Annotated in this window: 23 protein-coding genes; 8 read left to right on the forward strand and 15 right to left on the reverse strand. The window is 41.4% G+C overall.

Translation table 11 applies throughout. The features are described 5' to 3' along the window. The first annotated feature begins 56 nt into the window (after nt 1-56). The 7 genes from R8P61_08435 to R8P61_08465 all read left to right on the forward strand — a co-directional run bounded on the left by R8P61_08435 (nt 57) and on the right by R8P61_08465 (nt 9,335). On the forward strand, nt 57-2,126 hold the full coding sequence (locus R8P61_08435; GenBank protein ID MDW3647075.1) for a penicillin acylase family protein: 2,070 nt from the start codon (nt 57-59) through the stop codon (nt 2,124-2,126). A gap of 128 nt (nt 2,127-2,254) precedes the next feature. Continuing rightward, on the forward strand, nt 2,255-2,722 hold the full coding sequence (locus tag R8P61_08440) for a hypothetical protein (protein ID MDW3647076.1): 468 nt from the start codon (nt 2,255-2,257) through the stop codon (nt 2,720-2,722). A gap of 66 nt (nt 2,723-2,788) precedes the next feature. Next, nucleotides 2,789-3,694, forward strand: coding sequence for a carbon-nitrogen hydrolase family protein (locus R8P61_08445; GenBank protein MDW3647077.1), 906 nt, complete (start codon nt 2,789-2,791; stop codon nt 3,692-3,694). A 114-nt stretch (nt 3,695-3,808) separates the two neighbouring features. Then, entirely contained in the window at nt 3,809-4,735 is a 927-nt protein-coding gene (locus tag R8P61_08450) for a fasciclin domain-containing protein (GenBank protein MDW3647078.1), read from the forward strand. Nucleotides 4,736-4,748: 13 nt separating this feature from the next. Beyond that, nucleotides 4,749-5,672, forward strand: a complete 924-nt coding sequence (locus tag R8P61_08455; protein ID MDW3647079.1) for a fasciclin domain-containing protein — start codon at nt 4,749-4,751, stop codon at nt 5,670-5,672. Nucleotides 5,673-5,987: 315 nt separating this feature from the next. After that, nucleotides 5,988-8,384: a gliding motility-associated C-terminal domain-containing protein gene (locus R8P61_08460; protein ID MDW3647080.1), complete on the forward strand. Its 2,397-nt coding sequence runs from the start codon at nt 5,988-5,990 to the stop codon at nt 8,382-8,384. A 21-nt stretch (nt 8,385-8,405) separates the two neighbouring features. After that, nucleotides 8,406-9,335, forward strand: a complete 930-nt coding sequence (locus R8P61_08465; protein ID MDW3647081.1) for a type IX secretion system membrane protein PorP/SprF — start codon at nt 8,406-8,408, stop codon at nt 9,333-9,335. 2 nt (nt 9,336-9,337) lie between these two features. On the opposite strand, the gene cysM is transcribed toward R8P61_08465, so the two are convergent. The 6 genes from cysM to R8P61_08495 all read right to left on the reverse strand — a co-directional run bounded on the left by cysM (nt 9,338) and on the right by R8P61_08495 (nt 14,651). After that, on the reverse strand, nt 9,338-10,219 hold the full coding sequence (cysM, locus tag R8P61_08470; protein ID MDW3647082.1) for a cysteine synthase CysM: 882 nt from the start codon (nt 10,217-10,219) through the stop codon (nt 9,338-9,340). Between the two features lies 1 nt (nt 10,220). Beyond that, on the reverse strand, nt 10,221-11,042 hold the full coding sequence (gene epsC, locus R8P61_08475; protein ID MDW3647083.1) for a serine O-acetyltransferase EpsC: 822 nt from the start codon (nt 11,040-11,042) through the stop codon (nt 10,221-10,223). Nucleotides 11,043-11,134: 92 nt separating this feature from the next. Further along, on the reverse strand, nt 11,135-12,748 hold the full coding sequence (locus tag R8P61_08480; GenBank protein MDW3647084.1) for a patatin-like phospholipase family protein: 1,614 nt from the start codon (nt 12,746-12,748) through the stop codon (nt 11,135-11,137). A 43-nt stretch (nt 12,749-12,791) separates the two neighbouring features. Then, complete coding sequence (locus tag R8P61_08485) at nt 12,792-13,253, reverse strand: hypothetical protein (protein MDW3647085.1); 462 nt, start codon at nt 13,251-13,253, stop codon at nt 12,792-12,794. Between the two features lie 6 nt (nt 13,254-13,259). Continuing rightward, on the reverse strand, nt 13,260-13,991 hold the full coding sequence (locus R8P61_08490) for a hypothetical protein (GenBank protein MDW3647086.1): 732 nt from the start codon (nt 13,989-13,991) through the stop codon (nt 13,260-13,262). 21 nt (nt 13,992-14,012) lie between these two features. Further along, nucleotides 14,013-14,651 carry a DUF4291 domain-containing protein gene (locus R8P61_08495; GenBank protein MDW3647087.1) on the reverse strand — a complete coding sequence of 213 codons (639 nt, stop codon included), beginning with the start codon at nt 14,649-14,651 and terminating at the stop codon, nt 14,013-14,015. 124 nt (nt 14,652-14,775) lie between these two features. Here R8P61_08495 and R8P61_08500 point away from each other — a divergent pair, with 124 nt between their 5' ends. Next, a complete protein-coding gene (locus tag R8P61_08500) occupies nt 14,776-16,119 on the forward strand; it encodes a CotH kinase family protein (GenBank protein MDW3647088.1) in 1,344 nt (447 codons plus the stop codon). On the opposite strand, the gene R8P61_08505 is transcribed toward R8P61_08500, so the two are convergent. The 9 genes from R8P61_08505 to R8P61_08545 form a co-directional block, all read right to left on the reverse strand. Continuing rightward, nucleotides 16,120-17,019 carry a leucine-rich repeat domain-containing protein gene (locus tag R8P61_08505; GenBank protein ID MDW3647089.1) on the reverse strand — a complete coding sequence of 300 codons (900 nt, stop codon included), beginning with the start codon at nt 17,017-17,019 and terminating at the stop codon, nt 16,120-16,122. Nucleotides 17,020-17,039: 20 nt separating this feature from the next. Next, complete coding sequence (locus tag R8P61_08510) at nt 17,040-17,726, reverse strand: VOC family protein (protein MDW3647090.1); 687 nt, start codon at nt 17,724-17,726, stop codon at nt 17,040-17,042. Beyond that, nucleotides 17,699-18,055, reverse strand: coding sequence for a TIGR04076 family protein (locus R8P61_08515; GenBank protein MDW3647091.1), 357 nt, complete (start codon nt 18,053-18,055; stop codon nt 17,699-17,701). The genes R8P61_08510 and R8P61_08515 overlap by 28 nt, the downstream gene beginning before the upstream one ends. 6 nt (nt 18,056-18,061) lie before the next feature. Next, a complete protein-coding gene (locus tag R8P61_08520; protein MDW3647092.1) occupies nt 18,062-19,465 on the reverse strand; it encodes a Na+/H+ antiporter NhaC family protein in 1,404 nt (467 codons plus the stop codon). A gap of 1 nt (nt 19,466) precedes the next feature. Then, nucleotides 19,467-20,510: an aldo/keto reductase gene (locus R8P61_08525; protein ID MDW3647093.1), complete on the reverse strand. Its 1,044-nt coding sequence runs from the start codon at nt 20,508-20,510 to the stop codon at nt 19,467-19,469. Between the two features lie 67 nt (nt 20,511-20,577). Next, nucleotides 20,578-21,228, reverse strand: coding sequence for a hypothetical protein (locus R8P61_08530; protein MDW3647094.1), 651 nt, complete (start codon nt 21,226-21,228; stop codon nt 20,578-20,580). 70 nt (nt 21,229-21,298) lie between these two features. Then, complete coding sequence (locus tag R8P61_08535; protein ID MDW3647095.1) at nt 21,299-21,760, reverse strand: hypothetical protein; 462 nt, start codon at nt 21,758-21,760, stop codon at nt 21,299-21,301. A 140-nt stretch (nt 21,761-21,900) separates the two neighbouring features. Then, a complete protein-coding gene (locus R8P61_08540; protein MDW3647096.1) occupies nt 21,901-22,593 on the reverse strand; it encodes an HAD family hydrolase in 693 nt (230 codons plus the stop codon). 175 nt (nt 22,594-22,768) lie between these two features. Continuing rightward, complete coding sequence (locus tag R8P61_08545) at nt 22,769-24,136, reverse strand: SMP-30/gluconolactonase/LRE family protein (protein ID MDW3647097.1); 1,368 nt, start codon at nt 24,134-24,136, stop codon at nt 22,769-22,771. Nucleotides 24,137-24,175: the final 39 nt, after the last annotated feature.

The raw sequence follows: 24,175 nt of genomic DNA on the forward strand, positions 1-24,175 counted from the left end.
CTGTGAATCATAGGAACGATCTGAATTTTCATTTATTCAATTGACTTACGGCTACTATGCAAAAAATTATTTCAGGCCTGCTACTACTTTGTTTTAGTGCATCAGCAGCCTTTACCCAGATCAATCCAGAGAACATTGAAATCATCCGTGATAAGTGGGGAGTGCCTCACATTTATGCGCCTACTGATGTGGAGGTAGCATATGGTTTGGCCTGGGCAACTGCGGAAGATGATTTCAAAACCGTGCAGGAACAATTGTTGCCGATAAAGGGCCTCATGGGATCAGTGCAAGGGAAAGATGGCGCAATAGCAGATATTCTGGTTCAAATGCTGGAGATCGATAGCCTGGTGGAAGCTCGCTATGATTCAGATCTCAGCCCTCAGTTTAAAAAAGTCGCGGAAGCTTATGTCGCGGGAGCTAATGCTTATGCAAGAGCATATCCTGAAGAAGTTCTGCATAAAGATTTATTCCCGGTTACGGCAAAAGATTTAGTTGCCGGTCATGTCTTGGGAGCCGGATTATTGACCAGTATCCAAAGCCCTTTTACCAAGGTTCTTAGTGGAAGCATAACAAATGATGAGATCCCCAGAGGATCAAATGCCTTTGCCATCAGTCGAAGAAAGTCAAAGGAAGACCAGACCTATTTGGCAATCAATAGCCACCAACCCTTAGAAGGCCCCGCTTCCTGGTATGAAATTCATTTGGTCAGTGAGGAAGGGACTAATATACTGGGAGCAACTTTTGCAGGTGGAGTAGCTGTATTTCATGGGGCGAATGAACACCTGGGTTGGGCACATACGGTAAATCATCCGGATTTTAATGATGTCTTTAAACTGACTATGCATCCGGATAAAAAGGACACCTATAAATTTGATGGAGAATGGTTGAAGCTTGAGAAAAAGAAAGCAAAGACGAAGGTTAAATTAGGTCCGATAAAAATCAGCGTAAGCAGAGCCTATTACATCAGTAAATATGGATTGACCCTGGAAAATGACAATGGTTTTTATGCCATAGCTGTTGCTGCAAATCGAAACATCAAACAGGCAGAACAATGGTATTGGATGAATAAAGCTACTAATCTGGAAGAATTCCGTAAAGCCCTGGATTTGCAAGGCATACCGGGAACCAATATCGTTTATGCCGATAAAGAGGACAATATCTTTTATGTGAGTAATTCTCGTTTGCCTAAAAGAAATCCCAATTACGACTGGACCAAGGTGCTTCCTGGCGATACTTCAGCTACCCTGTGGTCGGATGAATATTATCCATTAGATAGCTTGCCTCTATATTTGAATCCGGAATCAGGATACGTTTATAATACCAATCATTCCCCTTTTTATGCGACCGGAGATAAAGACAATCTGAAACCAACTGATGTAAATAAAACCCTGGGACATCCTCATGTGAATAATAATCGTAGTCTTCGATTCAAAGAGTTGATCGATCAATATGATAAACTTGATTATGAGGATTTCAAACGGATCAAGTATGATCAATTTTATGGAGATAAATTGTACGACAATCGTATCGTCAATTTGCATGGATTGATGGAAGTAGATGCTAGTAAATATCCAGATCTGACTGAGACCCTAAAGGTCTTTCATAATTGGGATCATAAAACAGATACTACCTCAGAAGGAGCAAGTATTTTCATCCTGGCCATCCGCAAATTAACTTCCCTCATGCGGGCTCGAAATGCCTACAAGAATTGGGGGAAAGGAAATGAGGAGGAATTTGTGGCAGCCCTGCGTTTTGCGAGAGATCATCTGCTGGAGCATTTTGGTACGGTAAAAGTTCCTTTCGGCAAATTGCAACGACATGTACGGGGAAATGTAAGCCTGGCCATAGGGGGCGGCCCGGAAATCCTGGCAGCTATGTATTCGGGCCCCTGGGAAAACGGACGATATAGAAGCCGAGCTGGCGATTCATATATCTCTTTGGTTCGATTTACTGAGGAGGGGGTATTACTGGAAACGGTAAATGCCTATGGTGCTTCGGCTAAGGAATCCAGCCCACATTACACAGATCAGATGCAGATGTTTGTCAGACATGAGAGAAAAACGATGACATTAGACATAGACAAAGTCCGTAAAGAGGCAGAACGCATTTATCATCCCCGGAAATAGGGCGTTGGATTTTTGGAAAAAAGAGAGCGGGATTTATGTTTGAGGACTTGTATATAACGTTTTTTCGTAATAAGTGTTTTGCCTAGTTTTGTTTCATATTCTTTACAAAACCAAATTGCAAAATGATAATGAAACGTTTTAAGTTCTCCCTTTTTCTTCTCGCATTAGTTGCTTGTTTAAGTTGTGAAAGCGATTTAAAGGTGAATCCTGCTGATGCTTTGGAAAGTATAGATGAATCTATGCTAGAGCCAGTGGATATCTCATTTGATGAAATAGAAGGTACGGGTTTGGAGCGTTTTCTGACGGAAGGAGAATCCTGTGATAAACTGGCGCGCATCAGGAAACTAAGAAGAGAGGGAGAATGTCGATTTATGATCGAGCTGCGCTCAGGAAAATTTGTAAATCCGATCAATCCTCATGATTTGGTAGATCTTATGAAAAATGGGCGATTTTTGAGAGTGAGCCTGGAAAGAGCTGAAGAAGGTCCTTGCGATAGGGGAATCCCTGCCTATGTATATTGTGCAAGTAGCCTGAATATTAGCAGAGATTTACCATCCTATGAAGATATTAAGATAGAAAGGGGAGATGGAAACTAGGATTTCATTTCCTATTTTGAAATAAAACATAATTGTAATTTAGGGGCTTAATGCCCCTATTTTTTTATGAAAAATTTAAGAGTCGCATTGGTACAAGATGCTCCCATTTTATTTGAGCTGGATAAAAGTCTGGATAAAGTAGAATCTCTTAGTAAAGCCGCAGCAGCTAAAGGAGCAAAGCTTATACTATTCCCTGAGGCTTTTATTGGCGGTTATCCCAGAGGCTTATCCTTTGGTACGCGTATCGGAAGCAGGAGCCCTGAAGGTCGGGATGAATGGATGGAGTACTGGCAAGCCTGTCCCCGTATGGATGATCGTCTGCTTTCCTTTTTGGGAGGGATAGCCAAAAGCCATAATGCCTACCTTGGGATGGGACTAGTAGAAAAAGGAGAAGCCGGGAGCAGCTTATATTGTAGTTTTCTCGTCTTTAGTCCTGAAGGAGTTCTACTCAAGCATCATAGAAAGATCAAGCCTACAGGAACGGAGCGTTTGATTTGGGGAGAAGGAGATGGGAGCAGCATTAAGAGTTTTCCAACTTCTTATGGCAATATGGGCGCTTTGATTTGTTGGGAGAATTATATGCCGCTGGCAAGAGCTGCTTTGTACGAAGGGGCTATGGACATTCATTTGGCACCAACTGCTGATAGCAGAGATAGCTGGAAGTCAAGTATGATTCATATAGCCCTGGAAGGACGTTGTTTTGTCTTGAGTTGCAATCAATTTGTGAAGAAAGAAATGTATCCTGAACGATTTATGGAAGAATTGGAAGATGAATCCGAGATTATGTGCAGAGGAGGCTCAATGGTCATTTCTCCTTTGGGGGAAATCTTAGCCGGTCCCTTGTACGATGAAGCCGGGATACTTGTGGCTGATTTGGATTTGGATCTCATTCCCAAATCGCGCCTGGATTTTGAAGCAAACGGTCATTATTCGCGTCCGGATATCTTTTATTTTAAAAATACCCGCAGCTAAGTCGGGAAAGAAAACCTAAGCTTGTTACATCTATGATTGAAGTATTAGATTTCTTTAATTTGTAGCCGAAAATTCTAAACCTAAAAGCCTTATATGCTTAAAATAAATAGCTTTATGGGAATCCTTCTAAGGATTCTATTCTCCCTTTTACTCCTGAGTTTTATTGCATGTGAAGAGGAGCCCGATCCGGGACCAACGATGTATGACTCAATAGCTGCTTTGCCAAATACCACGAGTTTTATTGCAGCTATCGATCGCCTGGAATTTGACGATGATTTTCGTTCCGGTCAGGCGATAACAGTATTTGTGCCTACGGATGCTGCTTTTGATAGTTACCTTAGCCAGAACAACTTTGCCAGTCTAAATGATGTACCCCTGGATGATCTCCGGAATCTTCTACGGTATCATATCTTGCCGGTTGCGATTGAATTGCCAGCTTTGGGAAATGGATATTATCTCACAGCTTCTAGTGTCGGTGGTACAACTAATTTGCTGGCTATACTGGTTGAAAATCCCGGTACCAAAGCTCGACTAAATAAAAATATACAGGTGGTTAATCAAGACCTTGCCGCTCGTGGAGGCTTTTACAATATCATCGATGAAGTCCTCAATTTACCAACCATTCTCAGCATTTTGAGGCAGAATGATGCATTCGAAGAATTTGCCAACGGTATATTCCGTGCTGAGGGTTTGGCAGATTCTTTGGAAAATAATGGACTATATACCTTGTTGGTTACAGCAAATACCAATGTGGAAAATGCCCTAGACGATCGCTACGGTCTTACCAATATTCTCGATCTTCCTGATATGACCCTGGACAGCCTTATGAGATATCATATAATTAAGGGAAATCAACGTACGGAAGACTTGTTAAATGCGAGTGATTTTATATATGAAACTTTATTAGAAGATGTGAAAGTGGAAATATCAGGTGTAGATGTCATCAGGGTTGATGGAGAAGCAGATTTGATTCTGGCAGATATTCAAACGACCAATGGGGTTGTACATATCAGCAATGCCCTGCTGGATTTCCGTAGATGATTATATACGACCTATGAGATTGTTGAAATATAAATGGATCCTGATAGCTTCTTTTTTATTGGGATTAAATGGATGTCTTGAGACAGAAATTCAAGAAACACTCTTTGACTCCATGCAGGAAGATGAGCGGCTATCGACTTTTCTGGAGGCTATGCAGCTTGCCGGATATGACAATGCCTTGAAGAATGGGAACCCCATTACTGTTTTTGCTCCAACAAATGAAGCCTTTCAGGCTTATTTTAGGGCAAGTAATATCAGTGGGCTAGGGGATATTCCTGTAGAAGAACTCCGAGACTTGATGTTATATCATGTTTTAGGAGCATCAACGACTATGGCAAGCCTTGGGACAAAATATTACCTGACTCCTTCACCTGCTGGACCTGAAAACAGAGTGGTGGCTATTTATGTAAAGAATGAAGATGGCACGCATACAATCAATTCAACTACCAGGGTATTGGAGAAGGATATGGGTTCTTTCGGTGGCTTTTACAATGTTATAGATGAGGTTTTGAGAATCCCCAATGTTTACAATATTCTGGAAGATAATGAGGATTTTTCTGCTCTTCTTTCCGGAGTAAATGCTGTGCCTGAACTGGCAGCTAAATTTAGGGATGAGGATTTGTATACCTTTTTTGCCATAAGTAATGAGGATCTGGAGGCATCCTTAATGACTACCTACAATGTCAGTGAGCTAAGTTCTTTGGAGGAAAGCCTGAGAAACGACCTTCTTAGATCCCATGTTGTAGATAGTTTCTATACAGGTCAGGAATTGTTGGATCCTTTCCTGGGAGAACTGAATACCTTGCGGGAGGGATACACCATAAGTCCTCAAAACTCTTCTATAATTGTATTGAATGACAGTTCTGAGATTGTCATAGGAAATATTCAGACCACCAATGGGGTCATCCATGTCGTGAATAGATTATTGCCTCAATAAATCCGATCCGACTCGGAGCAATAAATTGCACATATCAACGTAATATAAATAGCTCTATCCCAGGATAGAGCTATTTACTTACTACTACCAGCCTACTCTTCTTTTTTGCTAAGCTTCCTTGCATGTAATTTACGTTCTACCATTTGGCTTAAAATCCTACAGGTGAATAAATTGGCTAAATGAGGTTAGAAATATGACAGCTCATACACAAAAGAGCTATTAGCTCTAGCTAAGCTCGTATTTTGCAGACTATTGGATTACCGTTTTTAATGATAGGGATAGAAAGAACGAGGAGAATTGCTCCAAGTACGTTGTATGAAACATCTACTTCCCGGCTTTCTACAGAAAACCTTGCGTCTGGGACTGTTTATAGTTCTTAATTCCGCTTTTCTGTACGTTAAAGCCCAAACAACAGTCTTCACAGAAGACTTTTCCCAATGGACTGCTCAAAGTCCCAGTTTACCCCAAGGTTGGGTACTGGGTGCTGCATCCTGTAATTTGGGTCCTTCCTGCTTCTGGTCACAACCTTCAAATTTCCCCCCTTCAACACATCCGGATGCTTTTGGATGCGATGGAAGTGGTATTTATGCCCTAGGACATAGTTCCGGATTGGGTATGGGAGATAGAGCGAGTATGATTTCGCCCTCCATAGACCTTGGGGGTAATACAAATGCCTCTCAAGTAAAGTTAAATCTCTGTGTCATAAATCCCTCTTCCAATGGATTAGGAACAGATCAATTAGAGATTCTCTTCTCAACAGATGGCGGTCAAAACTGGCAAAGTCAATTGTTAGATGGGAATGTTTACCCTAATTGGACACAGCTTAGTTTGGATATACCCCTCAATATGTGGGTGAATAATTTTCGAATTAGGATTGATGCTATTGGAGGAAGCGATCTGGTGGATATGGGAGTAGATGAGTTGGAAGTTGTCCAATATTTGCCCACTTGCAATTCCGGCCCTTCTACTGTAAACTCAAGCATTACAGGACAGGTATGTAAGAACCATGAGGTAGATATTACTCTTTTGACTACAAATGATAGCAGTGGAGGAGAATATTCCTACATTCTTACAGATGCATTGGACATAATTTTAGGGGTACTTCCTGCTACACAGGTTGACCTCAATTTCCTGCCGCCAAATGATTATCGAATTTATGGTATTTCTTATACAGGTAACCTAACGGCTACTACCGGATTACCGGTTCAAACGGCTACCGCCAGTGTTTGTCATAACTTATCTTCAAATTTCGAGCGCTTTTTTGTTACAGAATTAAGCCTCAACTGGCAGCTTAGTGATTATCAAGGCTTTGAGGTAAGTATAGCTGGTGGGCAGGATGGTAGAATTGAAATATTGCCTCCCACTGGCAGCAACTATAGTTACAGCTGGGCACATGATCCTAATCTGAGTGGACCAGTAGCTGACCAACTTAGTACTGGAACCTATCTAGTGCTGGTAAGTGATCAAAACTCGGGCTGTACCGATGAGCTTAATATCATTCTAAATTCTCCTTCTCCTCTGATAGGGACATTGGAGATTACGACTGATTATAATGGTTGGCCAGTAAGTTGTTTTGATTCGAATGATGGTTCCTTAAAAGCAAGTATACGTGGAGGAGTCAGGCCGTATAGATATGCCTGGCAAGGGACTCCTGGCTTTGGAGATAGTGTTCTCAATAATATCCCTGCAGGTTCTTATGCATTGAATGTCATTGATGATAATGGTGCCTTGATTCGCCTTCAAAGGGATTTGATTGGGCCAGAAGAAATTGAACTTCAAAATGGCAGACAAGTATTTGTCTGCGAAGGAGGCACTTCTCAGGAAGTAAGCCTGAATATTAGCGGAGGAACAGGACTTTATACCTATCTCTGGTCTAATGGTTCTACAGATTCGACCATTAATAATCTTTCGCCCGGACAAATATCTATTCTGATAACAGATGAAAATACTTGTTCCAATTCCTTCGAACTCGAAGTGATAGAAGCATCAGACTTGATCATAGATCCTATAGTTATGGGGCCTCAATGTCCCAAACAAAATACAGGATCTATTCTCCTTTTCCCTTCAGGCGGAATAGCTCCCTATAGTTTTAACTGGTCTAATGGATCTATGGATGAAGACCAGCTCAATTTGGCAGCTGGAAGCTATACAGTAACTATCCAGGATTCTTTAGGCTGTATTCTGGATGAAGGTTTTGAATTGAATGATCCTGCTCCTTTAGATTATAGACTGGACCTGATTCCCGATAATGGCAGAGGAAGTGGTGCCGCTAAAATAGTAGTAGAAGGAGGAATGGGACCTTACCTATACGAATGGAGTACAGGAGATACCGGAGAGGAAGTATTCAACCTCAGAGGCGGAGCCTATTCGGTTACTATAACAGATGCTTCGGGTTGTTCGCAATTGATAGCTTTTGAAATAGAATTGCCTCAGCGTCCGGATTGTCTCGACATTCATATGGGATTTTCTCCTAATGGAGATGGTTACAATGATCAATTTGTTATTCCTTGTCTGGATTTTTTCCCCGACAACGAAATTCAAATTCTCAACCGCTGGGGCCAGGAACTATTTTATCAGGTAGGCTATGATAACAGTTGGGAAGGGACTTCCAATGGGAAAGCCCTGGCTGAAGGAACCTATTTTTACATCGTACACATCAACTCTGCCGAAGGAAGAAGCACCTATAAGGGCAGTGTTTCCATCATAAAATAATAGCAGGCAAGACAAATACTTATGAAAAAACTTTTATGCTTCATTTTTAGCTTGCTTCTGATTCTTCCCGCATTTAGCCAGGAAGAACCTCTTTACTCCCAATACAAAAGCAATGCTTTCGTATTAAACCCGGCGGTTGCAGGCACACGTATGCAACAGGAAGTCAGAATCAATTATCGCCTTCAGTGGAGAAATTTTCCTGGAGCTCCCAGAACGGCTACGGTCAGCTATACCGGTCGTTTTGACAATAAAAACTCCATAGGAGTTATGGCCTTCTCGGATGCCCTGGGACCCAGCCTGAGAAATGGCGCCCAACTCGCATATGCCTACCGCCTGCCTCTGGGGTATGGAGGATCAATGGGACAAAATATGCTCTCATTTGGTATGGGGCTCAAATACATTCAACAAAGTTTCCGTGTGGAAAGGGTTACTTTTCAAGATCAGGCAGATCCTGCAATTGCTGCCGCTATGGGGAACCTGAATTTGGCGGATCTTTCCTTTGGAGCCCTATATTATAATGACAATCTCTGGTTAGGCTTTTCAGCGCCTAATTTAATTCAGGGAAATCTCAGTGCTGTTGGAAACGACCCAAGCACCCGAGCCAATATCTCTCGTTTATATACCTACTATTTCCTTTTTGGAGGTTATCGATTTAAGTATGATAACTTGACAGTCGAGCCTTCAGTTCTGGTGAAAAGAGCAGATGCCACTCCCTATCAAATAGAGGGAACAATCCGTTTTTATCTCATGGATGAGAAATTGATAGTGGGCGGTTCTTACAGAACCGATTGGCTGGCAAGTCTCATGTTTGGTATGCGCGTGAAGAATATGGAATTCCTGTATAGCTCAGATTTCATGACACGTGCCCAGCCCGGCAATGTATTTGGAGCTTCCCATGAATTTACCCTGGGACTCGATTTACAAGGTTGGAAAGACTACTACGGAGAATAGACTTATTCCTCAAATAATTCTGAACTCAAATAACGGTCGCCTCTATCACAGGTGATGCAAACCACTACGCCTTTTTCGAGGCCTTTGGCTACTTCGACAGCAGCATGTAAAGCCCCTCCGCTACTCATGCCTCCCATGATACTTTCCTCTTTGGCCATCCTTCTTGTCATGGAAATGGCCTGATCTCGACTGACATCAACGATCCTGTCGACACGTTTGGGCTCATATATTTTTGGCAAAAACTCAGGCGACCATCTTCTAATACCGGGAATACGAGAACCTTCCGTAGGCTGAGTTCCTACAATCTGGATCTGGCTGTTTTGCTCCTTGAGGAAACGAGACACCCCCATAATTGTCCCGGTAGTACCCATGGCAGATACAAAATGAGTAATACTTCCTTCGGTATCCCTCCATATTTCCGGACCGGTCGTTCGGTAATGCATTTTATAATTGTCAGGATTGGCAAATTGGTTGAGCATGAAATACTTACCACTGTCAGCCATTTCCTGAGCCAATTCTCTTGAGTATTCTATCGTTCGTTCGGAAGGGGTCAACAGAACTTCAGCGCCATAGGCTCTCATGGTTTTTACGCGTTCCGGAGTAGCGCCATCGGGCATGATCAGCGTCATATTTACGCCCAATCTTTGGGCGATCATGGCTAAGGCGATACCGGTATTTCCACTGGTTGCTTCAACCAGTTTTGAACCCGGCTCAATCTCCTTTCTATCCATGGCTCCCTTGATCATGCCATAGGCGGCTCTATCCTTTACACTTCCTCCGGGATTTTGGCCTTCCAGCTTACAAAAGATCTTCACATTGGGATTAGGGTTGATCTTTTCCACTTGGACCAAAGGAGTATTTCCAATCAATCTTTCCAGGTTCATTTTATTCTTTATTAAACATTAGGGTTTCGTTTTCCTTTTGTAAAGTTGCTTTATAGTAAATCTTGCTATGCGGAGCTACACTTCGGGTAATCCAGGTATTTCCTCCAATAATGCTATGATGTCCAATATGAGTTTCTCCCCCCAGTACAGTTGCACCAGCATAAAGAACTACATGGTCTTCAATCGTAGGATGACGTTTACTGCTCGCATCTTCTTTCGCAACACTTAAGGCACCTAAGGTTACACCCTGGTAAATTTTCACATCATTACCGATCTGAGTTGTCTCTCCGATGACAACTCCGGTTCCATGATCTATGCAGAATCTTCGACCAATCTTGGCTCCGGGATGTATGTCAATACCTGTTTTGGAATGAGCATGTTCGGTGATCATCCGGGGTATGAGTTTTATGCCCATTTCATGCAATTCATGCGCGATTCGATAAGCCGCAATCGCATAAAATCCGGGATAAGATTTAACAACCTCACTCTCACTTTTTGCTGCTGGATCTCCTTCAAACATTGCTTTCTTATCCTCCAACAGACTTTCATAAATAGCAGGAAGTTTATGGAAGAATGCTTCTGCCTTATTTTCTGTATGGATGTTTTCCCGATTCGGATACATAAAAAGAATCTCATACAACTCCTCTTTCAAATTGATCAGGAAAAATTCCAATTCTTCCTGACTTTCAAAAATACGAGAGGAGGTATTGGGAAAAAGAGCCCCAAGTACATTGTCAAAAAAGTCAGCGAGCTTTTGTGGGCTGGGACATTGAGGACATTGCTGGTGAGATTTGTATAGGCGGGAAATAAAAGAAGATTCCATGCAAAAGGAGTATGTTATAAGGACAACTATAGGGATACGCCATTGTTAGCCAAACAGTTTGCCTTAATCGAAAATTTCCACCATAGAGGGCCTTAGCTACTTTTTAATTTTTCAATAAGCCAATAGGGGTTTTTCTGGAAACGTTCCCAATCTTCCTTCATGTTTAGTTCCAGTTTTTCGAGCTCAATTTTCTCTTCTTCAGGAAGCTCTTTCCAAACCTTATATTTGAGATTTTTTTTCAGATTTTCAATATAAGTGAAGAGGTTAAAACACATACTAAGTTGCCCACATGCGATGAGTTTATCCAGCACTCTATTTTCCTTTTCTTTTTGGGAGAACCACAAGGAAGTTGGCATTTGATTGGCTTCGTGGACGATTTCATTTATTTGCAAGGAAAGTGCGATATCTTTTTTCTCAAAAAGGGTATAAATGTAGTTGGGGCAAACTCTGTAAAACCAGTCCGAGTCTCTATCGAACAAACTGCTCAATTGTAATTGTCTGATGCGTCTCATAAACACATCTGTGACCATTTTTAAGGAACTTGTAGCCCTCAATTCTAATAAATAAATGAGTACATAAATGGGCGTTTTCATGAGGACTTTTAAGTCTTTACGCATTCCCATTGCATCTGCGTCCCCAAAACTTCGTGCCATCAATCCCCTGAATTTCGTTCGTAAGAAAAAGAATAAGGCAAACCAACCCAGACTAAGAGGGAGCAAACTGGATAGCAATATTGTTAACCAGCGAGGAGGACTAAAAAAGATGAAAGAGAAGGTGATAGAAATAAGTAAGAAGGCAAATAAAAAGTTGACATTTCGAAGGTTTATGAGATCCTTAAATTTATTGAGATGGAGTTCAGGAACTTTGTAGGGTTTCATCTTTTTCTCCGAAACATCCGAGACGATGAATGTTCCTATAAATGCCTTTCCTTTATTTTTTCTACTGTATCTGTCTTCCGCCAATTTCACTCCTTCGATCCCTTGATTGTCAATAATACCTCCATCCATAATGGCTGTAGTAGGATACTCCAGTTCATCATGAATTTTTGAACTCCAAGACTTACTCAACTCACTATCAGGTCCGGATGAAAAATCCCGGGGCATAATCATCGGCTCAAAACCACCGGGAAAGCAGCTGGAAGCCGCTACAGCATCAGCCAATCGAATGTTCTTGGCGACCTCCATAGGAAGAGATAAAAAGGCATTGCCAAATCTCCCTTCACCTAGCTCTTCCTGTAAGCGAAATTGATTGCCCGTTGTGAACTCTGATGATCCAAAGATGCAATCCTGCAGATGACTATTTTTATTATTGTTTAATTGTTCGAAAGTAGCTTCTTCGAAAAAGTGCTCATGGTAAACTTCGGCAAATGCATTGATTAAGTCTCTTGTTTTTTGTCCGTTTTGCCAGGATTTTGATCTATTTAATTTCTTCAGTGCCAATTCGGCTAATTCATCTTTCTCCAATAAACCATGTAGTTTTCCAAAGAAGCTTTCAAAACTTTCTCCTTTTGCTGCCGAAAGGGCGTACATAGCTCCCGTTATGGTGCCTCCGGATATAGTAGATAAGATGCTTACTTTTTGCAATAGGTTGGAGTTTTTATACTCTCTTTCTTTGAGATAGGAAAGACTTCCAAGGTGGAAGCAACTTGCTCGATAACCTCCCCCTGATAAAGAGATAGCTATATTTTCAAAAGGTGTGGGAATCATGTTTAGGCTTGTTTTCAGTAGCTTGAGTTATTTTTTATTTCTGTCATTCTCTTTGAGAAGAATGAGATTTTAATCGTGTTAATATTTCAATACCATCTTTCCCTATCTTATCTAAAGGTACACTTTGAACTTGCTCCTGGGGATCTCTGTATGAAATTCTCGCAAAATTGGTCTTGATTTCAATTAATTCAATTCGTTCTAGCGGAATCCACATGCTGATTCCCATATCTTTCTTGAGGTAATTATAGACGAAATAAAAAACTAGCAGGAAACAAGCCATAACAGTAATGCTTTGGCCTGTTAATCCCATATCGAACAAGAAGAAACAAAAGGGGAAAACCATAGATCCCAAAAAAAGGAAAGGATGTTTTTTCTTGCCTACTTTTTTGCCGAATGGCATTTCTTTGAGGGTTCTCAACTCACTACCGTTTCCCGTATTAGTGAAATACATATTCTCCGCGTCGACGTTCAGGTATCCATATTCGTATTCAAACCAGCTTTTCATGATGTGCTATTTATCTTTAAGTCTCGTGTTGATTTCCTTGCCTAACTCCTTGGCATTTTTGATGAAAAACTCCAGAAGAGGAACATAGTTCTGATAGTTCAAAATAGATTGGTAGGTCATCTTATTCTTAAGGATTTTATCTTCCATAAGGTAGGCAAAATATGCTTCATTATGCCAGTCATTCTTGCCAAAAACCTCATGAAACCAGGGATAATTGTCTTGCCAATCAATGAGATTTCTTTCCAGATTATTACTCAATAAGTCAAAAGCAATTTTCTGAGATTCAATATTTCCTGCATAGAAGTCCATGATTTTATTCAATAAAGTATCTTCCTGAACCACGCTGCTTTCGCTGTATTTTCTGAGTAAATTATAGCCTCGGGTGTCCATGGCAAAGGGTTGGATGGAACTCAAAACTGTGAGGCATCTATCACAGCCCGCCAACTCCTCTTTGCTGACTGTACCATCGATTATCTTTTGTAGCGTATCCTTTATGGCCAGGTGATAGTTAATGATTTTGCGGGCCTCAAGGGTATCTGATTCCAGTTCTGTTAAAATAAGACTAAGGTCGCTTTCCAGAGTGTTCTCCTGTTTCCGCTCTTCATTGCATTTGTTTAGAGAAAGCCCCAAAAGTATACCGATGATCACAAGTGTTATCTCACCTGAGGCATACAGAAAATAGCCTCCTATATTTTTCTTCCTAAATGTATCTTTTCTCACTTTTCTAAAAAGTTTCATACCAGAATAAATGAATGTGGCTTAGGAAAGTCCCAGTTTTTGATTGATAATAGGATTTTTTGACAAAAATGTCCCTTCATCGGGGATTTGCAATTCATCTAGCTTTTTATGCTTTATTATTTCCTTTTGCTCTTTCACAAAAGGCGTCATATCCACTATTTTTTCTATCATCTCCGTACCAAAGGCTTTTAGTATTTTTCCTTTTAAGCCCAATTGTATGGCTCTTCTTTCAACTTTATTTCCATAAATATCATGATCCGGATCCCATTGAAGGCGTACTTCATGCAGGGCCAGAGCTGTTTTCCATTTGTCTACTGAACCATAGATATCTGATTGAAAAGAACTGTAAACAGCCTCCTGTAGGATGTGTTCGAAATCATGCTTTTTTATCCATATCCCAAGGACGCATTCCTGATTTTCTTTGTGCGCCCACCCACACCTAAACATCATCCATAAAAAATTGGGTTTAATCCAGGACATCCGATTGTAACTAAAAGCATTGCCACCTAATTCTTGATGTTCCAGGGCCCAATCGGCTATCTTGTGATTATAAGCCTGGTAAAATAAAAGTTGATCCTGATTCTCCTGAATGAGTATGTGTTTTCCCGTTTTGGGTACATTTTCGAGATAATCATGATACTTGATTTTTCTAAATTCCATGGTTTTTATAGTGCTAAATACTTTCTCTTTTATCTAACTGCTTGAGGCCGTAATTTGAGAAGAGGAAATATCGTAAAATTGTCCCATGTTGTCTCGTTATACTCTCATATTTTTTAGCCTTTGCATGATTAGCAGTTTTTTTGCCTGTGAAGAAGCGCTAGATCCTGTCAATCCTCCTCCTCCGGTAGAAGAATATCAAGTACCTCAACTTAGCCCAACAGGTGATGAAAAGTTTATGAATGCTGATTCCGATATCATATTTGATCAGAATCAGCTACATACCTTTGAATTGACCCTTCCGGCCTCTTCTTTGTCAAAAATTGATGCGAATCCCACTGCGGAAGAATATGTGGAAGGGAGTCTTACATTCGATGGGGAAGTTATTAGTCCAGTTGGAATTCGGTATAAAGGTTCTGTGGGCGCATTTGTTGGCTGTGTTTCGGGAACTGATTGGGCGAATCCTTCCGGTTATAAAACCTGCACCAAACTTTCGATGAAGGTGAAGATCAATTGGCAAGGGGCAGACTATAAATTTTACGGATTAAAGAAGTTGCAATTTCACTCTCAAAACCTGGATGATTCCAAAATGCGAGAGCGACTTGCATATAGCCTTTTTCAGGAGATGGGGGTTTCGGCGCCAAGATCCGTACATGCTCGCTTGATCATAAATGGTACTTATGTGGGACTCTTTGCCTTGACTGAGCAAATCGATGGGCGCTTTACCCGCTATAACTATGAGGAAGGAAAAGGGAATCTATATAAAGAAATCTGGCCGCTGAGAGCCAATGGGCTTCCCTATAATGAATCCGATTACCTGGCCAGTCTGAAAACAAATGAAGATGAAAATCCTTCTGCAGCAATTATTCGAAGCTTTGCAGAAGAAATTGCAGCTGCGGATTCTTCCACTCGTCAGGCAGTCATACGAAAATGGATGTTTGTACCCGAAATCATTGCCTATGCCGTGGTAGATCGAACCATCAGAGTTGATGATGGGGCCTTTCACTGGTATTGCGGTGGCGGCTGTAGCAATCACAATTATTTTTGGTATGAGGAGCCCGATAAGCAAAAACTCCATCTCGTTCCCTGGGATATGGACAATACCTTTGAGAATATTGTTACAAATCGCAATCCAGTAACTCCGATTGCAGATGCTTGGGGAGAAACGCGAAACGACTGTCAACCTTTTCCCTTTGGTAACTTTAATATTACCCAAAGATCAGCTGCCTGCGATAAAGTAACGGCAGCCTGGGCGAGCTTTGAACAAGAATATGAGGATTTATTGGTTCAGTTTAAAAATGGGCCTCTTTCCGAAGCCAATACAGATGCCAAATTGGATGCCTGGGCAGCCCAAATTCGAGCCGCTACAGAAGAAGCTGCTTCTTTGCATATGGATGCCGTTAGTGTAAGTGCCTGGGAAAGAGCGATTGAGGATCTGAAATTCGGATTGAGAGTTGCGCGCAGTCGTTGATTAATCTAAATCTATATCTAAATCAAAATCCGTATGTAATCTGCAATGAGGCAGAAATACCCGTAAAGCGTTTACATCCGTTTCATCAATCTTCGTCCCTCCTAAATAGAAATCCTGTAGATTCTTAAGTTTTTGAATCTCTGGAGGGAAGGCATGTAGTTCACCCATACATATTTCCAGCATTTCCAGGCTTTCCAAACCGCCAATTCCTGCCGGAAGATCTTCCAGAATCAAGCCATCCAGACGCAGCCTTTTGAGCTTTTTCAGGCTAGAAATTCCTTCGGGCAGGTGCCGAAAATTGTTTCTACTCAGTTTTAAATAGCTGAGCTGATCAAGTTGAGCAATCTCTTCGGGTATTTCTTGAATCGCATTCATGCTCAAATCCAGGTAGGTCAGATTTGTCAGTTCCAGGATTTCTTTGGGGAAAATTTGGAAGCGATTTCCATCCAGTTTCAGAGATTCCAGGCCTTTCAATTGAGCGAAACTTTTCGGCAGTTCTGTCAAGCCGGCAATGCTGTCAAATTTGCTCGGATGTGTAGAACCTTCAAATATTTTGGAAAAATATTCTTCCATGTCAGGCTCAGAAAGATTAGAGGCTTGTAAACTCTTCAAGGCCTGTAAATCCCCAATATTTTCAGCTAAAGACTCCAGAGGCATATTCGAAAGATCCAGGTAAAGCAATTTTACCAGCCTTCCAAATGAGGAAGGAAGTTTTCGAATATCATGGTTTTTGAGGGTAATTGATCGAAGTTTACTAAGGTCGCCCAATTGCTCTACCGGAAATTCTTTAAATAATTGATTGGGGTTCTCCCCAAAACCATATTGAAGATTTATATGAAGCGGATCGTTTGTCGTTATCCCCTGAATTACTTCACGAAGGTAGTCTGGGCTTTTATTCATAAATCTCTATAGGATTAATATCAATAATGAATTATCAATGGGAGACTCTTAAAGACCATTTGTTTCTTTTGTCTGTTTTGATCAAAAACCAAACGCAAGTCGATTTTTTGGGAAGAGTAAAAGGAGAGCTGATCCTCGTACTCAAAGGCTGAAACAAAAGGAGTATTCAATCCAACTTCAGGAATTCCAAAGCTGGCTTCCGTTAAGCTTACGATTCCGTTTGTATGATTCCGCGGTTCATCGACCTTTTTCAGTTTTCCTTTGAAGGGTAAACGAAAAGTCCAGGGCAAATATTCGCTTCCAATATGAGGGAGAAAATCTATGGGCATGCCCCCCGGAAAATAAATAGGCTGATAGGGGAGAGCTTGGCTAAAAAGTGAATCACTTTTGCGAGTATTTAACAGACAGACCCCCAAAGGAGAATGCGCATTTTTTTCAAATTGTGATCGCTCCCAAAGCCGGGTGTTTCGGGTTCGGGCATCTTGTATTTCCCATTCATTTACCACCCATAAAATCTCCAGGAAAAAGTTCTCAAAATAAAATTTGCGATTGCGTGTGCCTTGACCCGGATGGGTGCGACTACTCCCTTCTACAAAGCCCATTTCCACTAACTCATTGGCTTCTTCTCCTTTATTTCTGGAGAATATAAAAATGTGGTCTATTTCCACGAATAGGTTCTTTATTCTTTGTCCTGTATTTCTTCCCATTTAATTGGGCTCACTTCATCATGATCCCACACCCGACTATCTGCTCTGTCTATCCTCATGATCAGTTTGCAGGCTGGATCAGGGCAAATGATTCGTGCATCTGTTTCCATCCAATCTGCCGGATGATTTTTCCGCTGTTTGGCAGGTAATAGGGGAATGCTTGCCTGAAGGGCATAAAGACAAAAATCTTTGTTATTGGGGAGAGATATTTTCCCTCCTTTCATATAAAAACAATCTCCCACAGACATCTTACAGGTACAATTTCCGGAAATACTTTCTACAGATACTTTGAGATCGTATAATTCAAACTGATCGGGCCTTAGCTCCATGTTTTTTTATTTGGAAAGAAGTTCATCTTTTTTTCTCCCCCAGCCAAATAGGACCAGGATCAGGACCAAAAATAGTAAAGCCCATGCGAGAAAATTATGCAAACCTGTTTCTAGTGCATTGACCGCTGGGATACCAAAATCCTGTCCACTATTGCTGGTATTTGCCATAAGGATAACCGGGATAAAATAGGGGAGGAGGAAAGGAAAAACACAAACAACCATGCTGAGGATATTTGACCTTCTGACAGCACTTATTCCCAATTTCTCTCCACTTTCCTTGCTAAACTCTGCCAGCATCAGAATGGCAACTATGCTATGGGTGGTCAGGAGCACGGCAGCTGTAGAGGTGGCAGCAATCCATCTTTCACCTGCAGCTGCACTATTACTTTTTGAGGAGGCAAAACGGACCAGATTATCCAGGAGTCCACTGGCTTTAAGACTCCCCACCAAACCCATCAACAAAATCGTAAAGAAACTGATTCCTACGGCCCGATTGATTCCGTCGATAACAAAACTTTTGGCTCCAAAGTTTTCCAAGTCCAGGCTAAATACCTGATCCGGCTTGAGCAAGCCCAACAGGAGGGCCAATACGACGGCAAACAAGAGTCCCATTAATAATCCTTCAAGCAAATGCTTTCCTTTTAGGAAGAGGTAAATGATCAAGGCGGGGACCAATAACATCGGAAGTGCTTCAGGGCTACCGCTAAGCTCTGTGTTTAGACCATTATTGGGACTAGCGCCTAAATTTGCTGAAATATAGAACGCAATTAAGGCAAGTATAAATACAGGAATCATATATTTGATTCGGCTTTTAACCACCTTTCCAATTTCCGCCTCCTGACTCAAACTACTGGCAATGGTAGTATCTGAAATGGGAGCGATGAAGTCTCCGAATGTAGCTCCAGCTAAGATGGCCCCGGCGAGGCTGGGTAAGTGAGCGCCCAATAGACCTCCGGAAGGATATAAAAGAGGTCCACAAATGAGGATAGTTGCAAAGCTTGATCCGGTAGAAAGAGACACAATGCAGCAGATGATAAAACTGGCCACTACAAAACCTATTCCTCCTAATTGAAATCCTTTAGCCATCCATATCAGGGCCTCAACAAAGCCCGTGAGAGACATGAGTACTCCTATAATAGAAGCCAGCATCCAGGCAGTGATCATAATCATCACCATTTTATCTGACATCCCCTCAAGAACTTTTTGCGAGAATAGGGATTTATCTTTAGCCAATAATAAACCGATCCCCAGAGCCAGGATAAGTATGGGCCAAAATCCCTTTTCATCTGGTGCTCCTGATAGGGCAATCGCGATTACCCCACTTACAAAAACTATAAAAGGAATCAAGGCAGCAATGGCTCCACCATAAAATTCCAGTTTAGCTGTTTGCCTAGTAGTAGTGTCCTGCATCTTATTCCTCGTTTAGGTTGTATTTCATGATCCTGCCATGTTTTCCCTCTTTATCTCTTTCCAATTCATATACAGGACCTTTGGGACCCTGAGAAGCCTGGACCATTTTTTCAATTTTGGCCAAATCAGTCCTATCAAGCTCGAAACCAGAGAATTGTTCGTATTTGTGTAAATGGTTACGATTGCGTGCGCCTACTATCAGGGCTGCGACTCCTTCTTTTTGCAATATGTATTTTCCTGCAACAGCTGCGATATCCACCTCATACTTATCGGCAATTTCTCTTAAACACTTGAGGGTTTGCTGGAAATACTCATAACTGCCAAATTCCTCTATGATGAGGCGATATTTTGTCAGGGATCTGTTTTCCATAGGACCTTTAGGATCAGGGGCTCCCAGATAGCGATCACTCAAAAAACCTCCTGCAAGTGAACCATAACATAAATAGGGAATGTTATGGGATTTTCTAATAGCTTCCATATCCCATTCCGGGCGATGATCAAAAACCGAATATTGCAATTGATTGCTCAGGACAGAAACACCTGCATCCAGAATTTCCTGTACGCGCTTTCCATCAAAATTTGTCAAACCTATGTAGCGAATTTTTCCGGCCTTCTGAAGAGCTTTGAGATGTAAGGCTGTTTCTACATAGCCAGGTGCCTCATAGGTCCACCAGGCGAATTGTACCAGGTCCAGGCGTTCTACTCCCAGCCGCAGCAGGGAGCGATCTATAATAGCTTCGGTATCCTCCTTTTTGAGTTTCCAGAGTTTATCGTAATCCGGAACGTATTTGGTATGGATTTGTATAGAAGGAAGTTCTTTGGACTGAAAAGCAGCTTTGTGTTTTTTTTTGAATGCTCCAATAAGCTCTTCAACTCCTGTATAGATGTCCGCACAATCAAAGGTGGTGATCCCTGCTTGAACAAAGGCATGCATATCTTCTATTGCCTTTTCAGGATCAATATTCCCGTGACCGCCAGCCAGGTGCCAACCGCCCTTGATAATGCGTGAAATGCTATACTCAGAATTGAAGCTATATCTTTCCATCTTTCAGTTTAAATGAAACGGAAAGATAAGTGAAAATCAGCATCAAATGGGGTTCCGTGCTGGGAAATTACTCTTCTGAAGCTTTTTTTCTTGGACCTACCGGAACAGCAAATTCTGAGTCTTCAATTTTCATCGGCATGATCTCCTTGAAAATAAGTTCAGTAAATTCTTCTTCTGTATCTACAACACTTTTTAAGGGCAGACATCCGGTTTTCTCTACAAAAAAACTCCAAAAACCACTTTCATGGACTTTGTAGTCTTCCGAATCCAGGCGATAGTCAGGATGGTAGTAATAATCAATGCTACCATTTCTAGTTTTGAGTTGAAGTAAATGACAGCTAATGCCATTTATCTCCTCGGCATTTTCTATGATTTCATAAGAAAGCAGGCTATCCTCCTGTTCAGAAGATAAAGTCCATAAGACAAATTTATTACCCAGATACTGAGTATACATGGTATCATTTCCCAGGTAGGCCTGGCGAAATTTGAACTTGCCGTTCATGTCATTTTTGTACTTCTCCCTTTTTACGGTGTAAAGTTGTTCATCCCCAATAAAAAGCTTTACCATAGCTTCATTGAGTTCTCCGGTTTTGTCTACAAATTTTAGAGAATAGTTAATTTTTCCTTCAAAGGGCTCTTTTGCATCCTGGGCGCTAAGAGGAAAATACACTTGGAAGAATAGGATAAGGGAAATCGAAATTCGAATAATTGTGTTCATGGTTAACATTTTGTGTGAAAGATGGCTGCAAAGATAAATGCTCTCTTGAAAAAATCAAGGAGAATTCGATTTATTCAGGCCTGGGATAAGTTGCTTCTCGAACCAGGACCAGGGGGGCATCAAGGTCAATAATGCTGTCAAACATGATTTTATTTGCATTGATTCTGCCACTACCGACATTGGATTGGAAAGCCCCTGAATTTTTATCAGTTGAAAGGAATTCGATAAGGTGTTTTTCCTGAATATCTGCTTCAGCATCCGGTCCATCCAAAAACTCTGCGGGTGGAAGCATTCCCTGATACTGCGTCAAAGATCCTTTCAATCCTTTTTCTCCTTCTTCCATAAATAGAAGCCAGGCACCATCATGTGCCGTTTTTACATAATAACCAAGGAGCTCATCCTCTAGCTTAAAGGCTGGAGGCTGATTACTTTTAGCTAAAGCCGAGGAGGTCTGTGCCTGAGATTCTGTCGGAGAATTTTGACAAGAAATAAGGAAGAATAGAGCAAGAAGAAGCAAGGTTAAATACTTCATCTTTATATCATGTAATCGCTGATATACAAGATATTACAGTCGAAGCAAATTCGCAAGCGAAGTAGGCTTTATTCAGTTATTTTTGCGGGAAATGAAAAATTCCGAATACTGAATTTTCCCAAAAATCCTCCCTTTCAGTTTTATTGGGGGATGTGCTGAAGGACCTCTTGAATATTTTCCATTTGACGGAAATGAGGGTGATCGATTTTTACCTCTACTTTTTCATGTTCCCAGGTGGTGTGGTAAGGTACATGGAAACCATGTCCGCCGATGTTCAGGATAGGAATGATATCGGATTTCAAGGAATTGCCAATCATGAGGAAATTTTCGGGATTGATGTCAAGGTGTTTAATGATGCGGCTGTATTCTGCTTCATGTTTTTCCGAAACAATTTCTGTGTGGTGGAAAAAATGAGCCAGGCCTGACTTTTCCAACTTCCGTTCCTGGTCCAGCAGATCTCCTTTGGTTGCCATGATGATGCGATATTTCCCCCTCAATTTCTCCAATACTTCCGGAACCCCATCAATGACCTCAACGGGAGCATCCAGCAACTCTTTGCCAATATCAAGAATTCGGGAGATCACTTCCATTCCTATCTTTCCCTGAGAAATATCAATGGCTGTTTCAACCATGGAAAGCATAAAAGATTTTACACCATAGCCATATCTGGGAAGGTTGGCAATTTCAATTTTGAGCAGTTCACGGGAAACTGTGTGTTGAGGCAGAAAATCTTCCAGCAATTCAGCGAATTTCTTTTCAGTTGCCTGGAATAAAGGCTCATTGATCCAAAGGGTATCATCTGCATCAAAAGCAATTACTTTGAGTTTTTCCATAATCTTCAGGAATCGAATGTTGGGCCTTGAAGTTAAGGAAGATCGAACTGGAAATACCAGATGAAAGGGGCTTATTCTTTCATTTTTTCAATTACAGCCTTGATTCCTGCGGACATTTTTTGAAGTTCTTCAAGAAGCTACCCTTGCAGGGAAAGGGAAATTGCCATAGGGCAATTTACTCTACTATATCTATCTCCCAAATAATTCCGGGGGTAGTGTATTGGGTGTGAGAGGGAGTAACATCCGTGCACCCGCTAATGTAGAGTTTCTTGCTATCCGCGCTAAATGCAAGTCCGAGAGGTCTATTCAGATTGGCTGTACGTACACCACCTCTGGGAATCCCCCGATTTCCAGAACCCGCAAAGACTTCTACCTCTCCAGTTAAACTGACTTTGTATATACGATCACTGCTCATGCCAGCCACGTAGAGAAAACCTTCATGAAAGATGATATAGCCCATCCACATTTTATAAGGAAGGACATATCCTTCCGGTCTGGATACAGGAATAGTCGCTAATATAGACACTGTACCATCTGCGCTAACTTTGGATATTTCTCCATTTTCATGGTTGTGACTGACATAGAGATTCCCTTCTGTATCGGCCGTGATTCCTCTTGGGCTTTTCCCCACGAAGGCGAATTGACTGCTAACTCCATCCGAATCAATCTTAACCACATTTCCAGCTTCCTGGTCTGCGACGAATATGTTTTTATTAGGATCTACATAAATACCGTCGGGTTGAAAAAGGGGATAATCATTGGCTATGAGGGTATCGAAAACACCTGCTGGACTTCTTCTTAGGATACGGGCATTGAGGATGTCGGACTGGTAGAGATTGTATTCTGAGTCGAAGGCATTTCCAGCTAATACCTGATATTCTGTGCTTTCTTCTATAAAACTGCCATCGTCTGTGATACGATACAAACGATAAGTAGTGTCCGAATTTTCGGATACATGACGTTGTATATTATAATCTCCCATCCATAACTGTCCACTCGGCCCCATGAGTAAACTTCCAGCACCTATTTCCTGCTCACGGGTATGATCGATCAATAGATTATTGACAGTCAATTGAAAATCCTGTTCACTTATAGCCAGGGTGTTCTCAGAGATACGGCTATCCTCCGCAACCGTCAGGATAGCAAATCGGTAACTTTCGTTTGCATTGATGATATCCCCATCAACATCTTTGCTTTGGGCAGTAAGTTCTTTGCCTTTTACGGGATAGGTTTCATCCGTTTGAATGAGTGTATATCTTTCAGATGCCATAGCACCGGCGATTTCCAGGCCAAAATTTGCTACTCTATTTGATTTGAGTGCGAAGAGTCTGTATTCAGCTATATTTTGTAGATCCAGCTGTTTATTGAAATTGACTTCTATATCGGAGGCGTCACCTACATTTCCATTGTCCATGACAATAATTTCGCTTACCGGACCAAAGTCAATTGGTTCGGGAACTTCACCTTCACAGGAAATGAAAATTAGGGGAGAAATGAATAGTAGAAGTAGGAGTAATTGGGGAGCGTGTTTGACAGACGACATGTGTTAAGGTTAGATGGCTTTCGAGGAAAGATAGGATGA

The organism is Bacteroidia bacterium (assembly GCA_033391075.1).
In the GTDB taxonomy this organism is placed as follows: domain Bacteria; phylum Bacteroidota; class Bacteroidia; order J057; family J057; genus JAWPMV01.